This window comes from Dactylosporangium sucinum (genome assembly GCF_014647515.1).
In the GTDB taxonomy this organism is placed as follows: Bacteria; Actinomycetota; Actinomycetes; order Mycobacteriales; family Micromonosporaceae; genus Dactylosporangium; species Dactylosporangium sucinum.
Genome location: NZ_BMPI01000025.1, coordinates 122,323 through 131,634, shown reverse-complemented (window position 1 = coordinate 131,634; position 9,312 = coordinate 122,323). Strand labels below are relative to the sequence as shown.

The following is a 9,312-nucleotide window of genomic DNA, read 5'->3' as shown; positions in this document are numbered from 1 at the left end:
CGGCTGGAGGACCACGTGTCCTACCACGACTTCGCCCGCTCGCCGGTCGGCGCCGCGGCGCCGCGCGCGGCGGACGCGCCGATGATGAGCCTGCTGACCACGATGGCGCTCACCGAGGGCTACCTGCACGCGGCGGTGGGGGTGTCGCGGCTGTCGGGCCGGGTGCTCAGCGTGCACCTGCCCACGCTGGAGATCCAGACGCAGGACCTGCTGCGCATGCCCGCCTGCCCGGCCTGCGGCAAGGTGTCCCGCCAGCGCGTGCGCGAGATCAACTTCAACAGCCGGGCGGCCGTGGACCGCATCGTCGGCGGGGTGCTGCGGTGAGCAACCTGGCGCACTACCCGCCGATGAACCGGCTGCTGCGGCGATACCAGCACCTGGGCGCGAACCAGACCGGCATCATGCCCGGGTTCTTCGTCGCCGTCGCCGACATCCCGGGCGAGCCGCAGATGCGCGCCATGACCGCGACCATGCCGCACTACCACCGTCTGATCATGGACGACCCGCACCTTCAGGTGCAGTATCACCTGAGCGGTTACGGCCTCTACCAGGAAGAGGCCATGATCAAAATGATGGGCGAGAGCGTCGAGCGGTACGCCGCGATGGTCGCCATCCGCCTGTTCGACCACGACTTCCGGTACGCCTCACGGCGCGAGCTGTCCAATGAGGGCGAGTGCCTCCCGCTGGAGTACCTGGGCATCCTCGACCCGGAGCAGCAGCGCGTCCTCAGCTCGCGGCTGCACCGGTACGCCGACCGGCCGCCGACCGAGGACGACGTCATCGCGTGGGTGCGCTGCCCGGCGCTGACCCGGCCGGGCGAGGACCTCTGGGTCCCGGCGCAGCTGTTCTTCCTCGGCTTCACCACCTCGGCCACGCACGGCGACCTGCTGTTCACGCCGTCGTTCTCCACCGGCACGGCCGCCCACGTGAGCCTGGAGAACGCGCTGCGCAACGCGCTGATCGAGGCCGTGCAGATCGACTCGTTCATCCTCAACTGGTACACCCCGAATCCCTCCCCGGCGGTGGTCATCGACGATGACGACGCGCTGCGGGTGCTCGCCACGATGCGGCTCGGGCCGGACTCCGACTACCGGGTCAAGGCGATCCACCTGACCCGGCCCGACCTGCCGCTGCCGACCATCGGCGTGTACATGGACCGCAAGACCGACGCGCTGCCGATGCTCAGCTTCGGGGTGCAGGGCGACGCCGACCCGCGCTCGGCGCTGCTGCGCGGGGCGATGGAGAGCGCGGCCATCCTCGGCCTGGGCATGTACAGCGCCATCTTCGACACGACCGCGGTGCACGCGGCGACGAACACCTCGCCGTACCTGGACCTCGACTCCAACGTGCTGTTCTACGCCGGTCCGCAGGACGCGGAGCACAAGCGTGCCATCATCGCCGAGCGGTTCAGCGGCTCGGTGAAGCTGTCGGAGATCGCCCCGCTGTCCGGGCCGTCGACGCTCGAGTCGCTCGTCGAGATGGTGGCCGGGGTGAGCCGCTGGGCGACCTACCTCGACATCACCCCGCCGGAACTGGCCGACACCGACTGGAAGGTGGTCCGCGTCCTCATCCCCGAACTGCTGAGCATGTGTCTGCCGGGGATGCCACCCAAGGCCCATCCGCGCATGGTCGCGCACGGCGGAGTGACGAATGACCACCCGCACCCTCTGCCTTAGTGTGCTGGTCCTGCTCTGCGCGGCGTTCCCGGCGCAGGCGTTCCGGCTGACCCTCGCCGGCGTGGTCGGCGGCACCGGCGCGCCCGGCTGGGCGCCACGCCGGCTCGACCGCGCGGTGACCGGGCAGCTGGTCTTCACCGTGGCACTGATCGCGACGGCGGCGCTGGTAGCCACGCTGGCGCCCATGCGATGGGAGCTCTCCTCGCCCGTCGACTGGCGCTGGTACGCCGCCGCGGTCGCCTTCGGGGCGATCGCGCCGGTGCTGGAATGGGCCGCCGGCGCGGGCCTGCTGGCGATCCGGCACCGGCGGCTCGCCCGCATCGCGCTGCATCGCCTCGCGGGCGACCGGTCGTTCTGGGTGGTGCTCGCCTCGGTCGGCGCCGCCGCCGCGGAGGAGGTGCTGTTCCGCGGCGTCGCGCTGCACCTGCTGGACCGGGTCCTGGGCTGGCCGGCCGCGGCGGCGCTCGCGGTCACCGCCGTCGTCTACGGCCTCAACCACCTGTACTTCGGCGCCATGACCGTCGCGCAGAAGACCCTCACCGGCGTCGGCTTCGGCCTGCTGTACCTGCTCGGCGGCCACAACGTGCTGGTGCCGCTCGTGGCGCACGCGGTCCAGAACATCGTGGTGCTCACCGTGCTGCCACGCAGGGAGGGCGCGTGACCCACGACGCGGTGGTGTTCGCCGCGACCGCGACCGTCGCCACCGCGGTCTGGCTCGCCCTGTACCGCCTGCCCTTCCGGCGCAACCGCACCCGCCAGCGGGTCCGCATGGCGGTCGCCGGCCGCACCGGGCTCCCCGGCAGATACGTGTTCCCGATCCTGGGCACCCTGGTCTACCTCGCCGGTGGTGTGCTGGCATCGGTCGTCGTGCTGTACGCCGGCGACGTCAGCCTGGCCGGCCTGGCCGTCTGGCACGTCACCCCGCACGGCGTCGGCCTGCTGCTGCTCACCGCCGTCGGCGCCAGCGCACTGACCGCGTTCGCGATGTCCACCCTCTACGCCCTGCGACCCCGCATCGACGTGCCCGGCGCGGTCACCGGCGTCCGCTGGATCACCGAGATCCTGGCGCTGCCCCGGCTGTGGCGCTACGCCGTTCCGGCGGCCAGTGCGGCGGTCGAGGAGTTCTTCTTCCGGGGCGTGTTCCTCGGCGGCCTGCTGGCCACCGGCGCACCGGTCTGGGCGGCGATCGCGATCAGCGGCGCGGTGTTCACCGCCGGCCAGGTGCTGCTCACCGAGACGGCTCTGCAGGCCACCGTGCTCGCACTGTCCAGCGCGGTGCTCGCGGTGGTGTGCGGGCTGCTGGTGGCCGTCGAAGGCAGCGTTCTTCCGGCGATCGCGGTCCACGCCTCGTTCGCCGCCTACTACACCCAGACCAGCGCGCGCCGGGCCGCACCCGTCACGGCCGCAGTGCCCCGATGAGGAGGCCCGATAACGGTGACTGAACCAACAGCCGAACCCTTCGTCGACGCCCGGAACATCACCGTTCGCTACGGTGACCTGACGGCCGTCGACGGCGTCGACCTGAGCGCCGCCAAGGGCCAGGTCGTGGGACTGATCGGTCCCAACGGCGCCGGCAAGACCTCGTTGCTGGAGTGCGTCGAAGGGCTGCGGAAGCCCACCACCGGCACGATCCGCGTCGGCGGCTTCGACCCCGCCGCCGACCGGACCCGGATGACCCGCATCGCCGGCGTCCAGCTCCAGCAGCTCGTCTACCCGCCCCGCGCCACCGTCGAGGAGATGTGCCGGCTCTTCGCGTCGTTCTACCCCGACCCGGCCGACCACCGCGAGCTGCTCGACCGGTTCGGCCTGAGCGAGCAGCGGCGCAGCCAGGTCGTCAAGTTGTCCGGCGGCCAGCAGCAGCGTCTGTCGCTGGTCCTGGCGCTGCTGAACAACCCACAGGTCGTCTTCCTCGACGAGCTCACCAACGGGCTGGACCCCGCCGCCCGGCGCGTGGTCTGGGACGAGCTGCGCCGCCGCAACGACGAGGGCCTCACCGTCGTGATCACCTCGCATCACATGGAGGAGGTCGAGTACCTCTGCGACCGGGTCGACGTGCTGCTGAAGGGCCGCGTCGTCGCCTCCGGCACGCCCACCGAACTGATCCGCGACCACGCCGGCGACACGGCCCGGCTCGTGCTCGACGGAGCCGGTGGCAATCGTCCGCTGCGCGACAGCCTCACCGCGCTCGGGACCGGTGTGCGGGTGCAGCAGGCCGGGCAGCGGCTGCTCCTCGACGTGCAACCGCCGCGCCGGGCGGAGGTGGACCGCCTCCTGGCCGACCAGGGCTGCACGCCGCGGGTGCTGCCGCCCTCGCTCGACGACGCGTACCTGAACCTGACCGGACAGGCCGCCGGACCGGCCTCGAACGAAGCGGACAACGTGAATGTTTCCTAACGTGCTGGCGTTCGAGTCGAAGCGGATGCTGCGGAACTTCCCGCCGCTGTTCTTCGGCCTCGCGTTCCCGATCATGGTCCTGGGCATCTTCGGCGGCATCTACGGCAACGAGCCCTCGGACCTGTGGGACGGCCTCGGCACCGTCGACGTGTCCGTCCCCGCCTACGTCGGCCTCGTCCTCGCCGTCGCCGGGCTGATGAGCTTCCCGCTCGGCATGGTCGAGTACCGCTCCCGCGGGTTCCTGCGCCGGCTGCGTGCCACCCCCGCCCGGCCCACCGCGTTCCTCACCGCACAACTGCTGATCAACATCGCCATCTGCGTGCTGGGCATCGTCCTGCTCATCGTCGTCGGCGCACTCGTGTTCGGGCTGCACGCACCGGCCCGGCCGCTCGCGTTCGCCGGTATCGCGCTGCTGTCCGGCGCCGCCATGTTCGGCATCGGCCTGCTCATCGCCTCGATCGCGCGCAGCGAGCAGACGGCGCTGGTCATCGCCAACCTGGTGTACTTCCCGATGATCTTCCTGACCGGCGCCACCGTCCCGCTCGAGCTGATGCCCGACTGGATGCGCAAGATCAGTGACGCCCTCCCGTTGACGTACGCGATCGAGTCCCTGCAATGGGCGTGGCTCGACCGTGGTGACTCGATCGGCGTCGCCCTCGCGGTGCTGGGCGGCACCGTCGTGATCTGCGCCGCCGGCGCCGCCAGGCTGTTCCGCTGGGAATGAACCCCGCCGTCGACCGGACCGTGCAGGCCACCGCGTACGCCGCGGCGGCCTGCCGGGCGGCGGAGAGCCGCCGTCCCCGCCCGCGGCTGTCGGACCCGCTCGCCGAGCTGTTCACGCCCGGCGGTGCGGCCGCACAGGTCGCGAGGCTCGCCGACGCCGGGCTGGACGAGGTGGTCGGCCGGACCGTCCTCATCGACCGGATGCTGGTCGAGGCGCTGGACCGGTGGCCGGGGGCCGCCGTGGTGAACCTCGGCGCCGGCTTCTGCACGCGGCCCTACCGGATGCGGCTGTCCGGATGCCGCGAGCTCGTCGAGGCCGACGACCCGGCCGTCGTCGAGCTCAAGGACCGGACCCTGCACGGCCGGCAGTCCAATTGTCCGGTGCGCCGGGTCGGCCTGGACGTCCGCGACGACACCGCGGTGACCGCCCTGGTGGACGAGACGGGGCGATCCGGCGAGGTCATCGTGCTCACCGAGGGCTTGCTGGTGTACCTGCCGGCCGCGGCGGTCACGGCGCTGGCCACCACGCTCGCGGACCGGCCCGCGGTCGTGCACTGGCTCGCCGACATCGTCAGCGAGGGCTCCGCCCAGCAGATGCAGACCCTCGCCCAGCGCGTCCCCGGCGCGCTCACGCTCTTCGGGCTGGAGACCCTCGCTCCGCTGGAGGGACCAGGCTGGCAGGTGGTGGGCTACCGGGCCCTGCCGGCGTCGCGACCCAGGTACGGCCCCGCCCCCGGCGCCTCCAGCCGGGCGCTCGTCGACGGCGTGGTCGCCCTCGACCGGCCCGGCTCCGGGGTTTGACGCGCCGCTGCCGCGGTACATGTGTGCGACGTCGTATCCGGCATCGGGAGGACCGCCATGTCGCAGACCCGGGACCTGCTCGACACGTTCGCCATCAGCTTCCGTCCACAGGTGAGCAGCGAGCGGCTGGCGGCGGTGATCGACGAGCTGGCGGCGTGCGAGGAGGCCGTCACCGCCTGCGCGGCCGCCATGGTCGCCGAGGACGACGTCCGGGTACTGCAGGACGCGATCATCCGGGATCTCAACTGCGCGGACGTCGTGGCGGCGACCCGCCGGGTGGTCACTCGCGGCGGCGACGCCGTGTTGCTGAGCTCGCTGCTGGAGACCTGCGTGACGGCCTGTGAGCACAGCGCAGAACTGTGCGCCAAGCACGCCCACCACCACGACCACTGCCGGCTGTGCTCGCAGGCGACGGCACGGTGCGCGGAGATGTGCCGCGAGGTGCTGCGCGGCCTGCACGGATAGCGGTCGGCTGGAACCGGCGATCCGGATGCGAACCCGAGGCCGGCATGCCGCGGTGGGGCCCGCCGGGTGTCCGGCGCGGGCCGCGCTTACCGTGGCGCGATGGGAATGTACCCGGAGTACAAAGAGATACCCGCGGCCCTGCTCGCCCGGCTCCTCGAACACCCCGATGACGAGGAGTGGGTCGACGGGCTCCTGTTCGAGGCCGGCGATCCGGACTCGGGTGCCGCACCGGGCTGGAGCGCTGCGGCGAGCTCCTCGCCCCTGACCGACGACGAGCTTCGCACGCGCTTCACCTGGCCCCACCTGACCTTCTCGGCCGATCAGCAGCGCCGGCTCGGCGGCCTCGGCCTCGGCAAGTACCCGGACCCGGACTGGTTCAGCCATCTCCTCGTTGCGGCCGACGCCCCGGAGCGGATCGATCTGACGGGGGTGCTCAGCGACGACTGGGACGAGAGGAACGCCGCCTGGGAGAACATCGTGGAGGTGCCGGTCCAGGTCGCGCACCACAGCGCCTATCGCACAGGAGACGTCGAGTACGGCTTCCACACGGACGTGCCCTGCTACGGCATCGACGGTTACCGCACAGCCCAGGACCTGACCTCCGTGTGGGACACGATCGAACGCGTCCTCGCCGCCTACCCCGAGTTCGCCAGCCGCATCATCGGGCAGTTCGAAGCGGAGATCAGGTACTACCACGGCTGCGTTGCCCGGGGCAGCGTCGACCTGAGCGTCTGCTGGTAGCGCGCCGTCGCCGGCTGACGGTGGGTTGTCCAGGCCCTGCGGGGGTATGTCGAACCACCGCCCGACGTTGTGGACGCCGACGGGGGCGACGCGTGGCGCGACCTGTTGAGCGGCGCCGGCTGAGCGGAGGGGTGCCGAGCATGGCGGAGCAGCAGCCACAACGGGGGCCGGGGGCTGGCCGGGACGCCGACGCTGCCGGCAGTCGACGTCGATCGCCGTCGACCACCACACTCCCACGGCCGGACCGCGCGCGCCGGGACCGTCGCGGGGCGGCCACGAACGGTCCGGCCGATCGCTATGGACCCCGCCGGGGCCGGCGATGGTGAGCCGTCGACTGTCGGACCGGCTCCAAACGGTGGGCTCGGCGGCCTGGTCACTCGTCGGCGTGGCGCTGCTGGTGGTCGCAGCGATCGCCCTGGTCATCGTCCTGCGGTCCATCGTGATCGCGCTGCTGGTCGCCCTGTTCCTGGCCATCGCGTTCCTGCCGGTCGTCGACGGCCTCGCGCGGCGCCACGTGCCTCGCAGTGTCGGCGCCGCTGCCACCATCCTCCTCGTGATCGTGCTGGGCGCCGGCGCGATCGTGCTCGTCCTGTGGGGCGTGGCGAGCCAGCGGGAACAGATCAGCCAGAACCTGAACGCGGCCGTCGGCGAGCTGCACGGCATCCTCACCTCGGCCGGGGCCAACGGCAACATCGCCGAGGCCGGCCGGCAGTCTGTGGGCCGGTCGGGGAACACCATCCTGGCCGGCCTGCTGCCGGCGCTGGGCAACCTGCTCGGCACCAGCGTCAACCTCCTGCTCGGCCTGTTCGTGGCGCTGTTCGTCTGCTTCTTCCTGCTCAAGAACGGTCACGCCATCGCCGCCCGGGCCGCCGGACGGCTGCCGCTGCCCGAGCACCTGGGCCAGCGCCTGCTCGGCCGGGCCGCCACCGTCATCCGGCGCTACTACGTCGGGCTGACCCTGATCGGGGCATTCAACGCCGTCGCGGTCGCGATCGGCGCCCTCATCCTGCGGGTACCGCTGGTGGCCGCGATAGCGGTGATCACCTTTCTCGGAGCGTATGTGCCGTACCTCGGCGCGGCCGTCGCGTCGGCGTTCGCCGTGCTGATCGCGCTCGGCAGCGGCGGGCAGACCGCCGCGCTGTGGATGATCCTGGTCGTCATCCTCGCCAACGGCCTGCTCCAGAACCTCGTCAGCCCGCTCGCCTTCGGGGCCGCGCTGCGCATGAGCGCACCGGCCGTCCTGCTCGCCACGCTGGTGGGCGGTGCCCTGGCCGGCGTCGCCGGGCTCGCACTCGCCACGCCGGTGACCGCCATCGTGGCGCGCAGCATCGAGGTCCTGCGCGAGCCACCTCCAGCGCCGGACACGGACGACCAGCCACTGCCCGAGGGACCGGCGCCCGGCGGCCAGCCGGCCCGACCGGACCCGGAGCAGTAGTCACCTGCACGCGCCGCCGGGTGCCGTCACTCCTTCCGGGCGAGGCGGTTCGGCGACGAAGTGATGAAGGTTGCAGCTAGGCGGACACGCCCGCACGGGCAGCAGCCGTGGAGGGAGGGCAGATGTCTTCGTATCCACTGTTGGATGTTTTCCTGACCATGCTGTGGTACTTCGTGTGGTTCCTCTGGATCTTCCTCGTCATCACGGTGCTCATCGACGTCTTCCGCAGTCGTGATCTCAGCGGATGGGCGAAGGCAGGCTGGACGGTCCTCACCGTCGTCCTGCCGTTCGTGGGCGTGCTCGTCTACCTGATCGCACGTGGCGAGCGGATGTTCGTGCGAAAGGTCGGCGAGTTGCAGTCGCGCGAGGAGCAGTTCCGTGCCTACGTCCGGGATGCGGCGGGCGGCGCAGGAACTGCCGAGGAGCTGACCAAGCTCGCCGAACTCCACCAGCACGGCGTCATCACCGACGCCGAGTTCGAGCGGGGCAAAGTCAAGATTCTCAGCTGATTCGGTACCGAACGGCAGGTGCCATCGGCCGGCGATCTGGAGAGGACGCGACATGAGTGATCTGGTTGCGATCGGATACCGGGACCTGAACACGGCAAACGCCGCCAGGGAGAAGGTTGTCGACCTGCAGCGGCAGGGGCTCATCACCGTGCGCGACGCCGCCGTGGTGGACGTTGGTCCCGACGGCAAGGTCCGGCTCCATCAGGCAGCTTCCGCGACGGGTGTCGGGGCGGCCGGTGGCGCCTTGTGGGGTGGCCTCATCGGGCTGCTGTTCTTCGCCCCGTTCCTCGGCATGGCCGTAGGTGCGGGCGCCGGCGCGCTCGCCGGCAAGTTCACCGACGTCGGGGTGGACGACAGGTTCATGAAGGACGTCGGCGCGGCGCTGCAGCCGGGGTCGGCGGCGCTGTTCCTGCTCATCGACCAGGTCACCGTCGACAAGGTCATGACGGAGATGGCGCAGTACCAGTTCGGCGGCAAGCTGCTGCGCAGTTCGCTGAGCACGGAGGCGGAGCAGCGCCTGCGCGACGCCGTCCAGGCCCTGCATCTGACGCCCGCGTGACCAACGGCC

At 71.5% G+C, this 9,312-nt stretch carries 12 protein-coding genes; all 12 read left to right on the top strand.

The window, feature by feature from the left end; translation table 11 throughout:
* Nucleotides 1–324: hypothetical protein (locus IEZ31_RS25260; protein ID WP_229835828.1), on the top strand; the 324-nt coding region annotated here is incomplete at its 5' end.
* Nucleotides 321–1,676, top strand: coding sequence for a YcaO-like family protein (locus IEZ31_RS25255; RefSeq protein WP_190252440.1), 1,356 nt, complete (start codon nucleotides 321–323; stop codon nucleotides 1,674–1,676). The genes IEZ31_RS25260 and IEZ31_RS25255, both read left to right, overlap by 4 nt.
* Entirely contained in the window at nucleotides 1,651–2,337 is a 687-nt protein-coding gene (locus tag IEZ31_RS25250; RefSeq protein ID WP_190252439.1) for a CPBP family glutamic-type intramembrane protease, read from the top strand. The genes IEZ31_RS25255 and IEZ31_RS25250 overlap by 26 nt, the downstream gene beginning before the upstream one ends.
* The gene (locus tag IEZ31_RS25245) at nucleotides 2,334–3,095 is read left to right on the top strand and encodes a CPBP family intramembrane glutamic endopeptidase (RefSeq protein ID WP_190252438.1); all 762 of its coding nucleotides are present in this window, start codon (nucleotides 2,334–2,336) and stop codon (nucleotides 3,093–3,095) included. Before IEZ31_RS25250 ends, IEZ31_RS25245 begins: the two co-directional genes overlap by 4 nt.
* Nucleotides 3,096–3,110: 15 nt before the next feature.
* Nucleotides 3,111–4,070, top strand: coding sequence for an ABC transporter ATP-binding protein (locus IEZ31_RS25240; protein WP_190252437.1), 960 nt, complete (start codon nucleotides 3,111–3,113; stop codon nucleotides 4,068–4,070).
* A gap of 1 nt (nucleotide 4,071) precedes the next feature.
* Nucleotides 4,072–4,794, top strand: coding sequence for an ABC transporter permease (locus IEZ31_RS25235; RefSeq protein ID WP_190252436.1), 723 nt, complete (start codon nucleotides 4,072–4,074; stop codon nucleotides 4,792–4,794).
* Nucleotides 4,791–5,594 carry a class I SAM-dependent methyltransferase gene (locus tag IEZ31_RS25230; protein WP_190252435.1) on the top strand — a complete coding sequence of 268 codons (804 nt, stop codon included), beginning with the start codon at nucleotides 4,791–4,793 and terminating at the stop codon, nucleotides 5,592–5,594. Before IEZ31_RS25235 ends, IEZ31_RS25230 begins: the two co-directional genes overlap by 4 nt.
* Before the next feature lie 57 nt (nucleotides 5,595–5,651).
* Nucleotides 5,652–6,059: a four-helix bundle copper-binding protein gene (locus IEZ31_RS25225; protein WP_190252434.1), complete on the top strand. Its 408-nt coding sequence runs from the start codon at nucleotides 5,652–5,654 to the stop codon at nucleotides 6,057–6,059.
* A 99-nt stretch (nucleotides 6,060–6,158) separates the two neighbouring features.
* Nucleotides 6,159–6,800, top strand: coding sequence for a hypothetical protein (locus tag IEZ31_RS25220; RefSeq protein ID WP_190252433.1), 642 nt, complete (start codon nucleotides 6,159–6,161; stop codon nucleotides 6,798–6,800).
* A 319-nt stretch (nucleotides 6,801–7,119) separates the two neighbouring features.
* Nucleotides 7,120–8,235, top strand: coding sequence for an AI-2E family transporter (locus IEZ31_RS25215; protein WP_190252432.1), 1,116 nt, complete (start codon nucleotides 7,120–7,122; stop codon nucleotides 8,233–8,235).
* Nucleotides 8,236–8,357: 122 nt separating this feature from the next.
* Nucleotides 8,358–8,744 (top strand): SHOCT domain-containing protein, encoded by a 387-nt coding sequence (locus tag IEZ31_RS25210; RefSeq protein ID WP_190252431.1) that lies wholly within the window; start codon nucleotides 8,358–8,360, stop codon nucleotides 8,742–8,744.
* Between the two features lie 52 nt (nucleotides 8,745–8,796).
* Nucleotides 8,797–9,303 carry a DUF1269 domain-containing protein gene (locus IEZ31_RS25205; RefSeq protein ID WP_190252430.1) on the top strand — a complete coding sequence of 169 codons (507 nt, stop codon included), beginning with the start codon at nucleotides 8,797–8,799 and terminating at the stop codon, nucleotides 9,301–9,303.
* The last annotated feature ends 9 nt before the right edge of the window (nucleotides 9,304–9,312 follow it).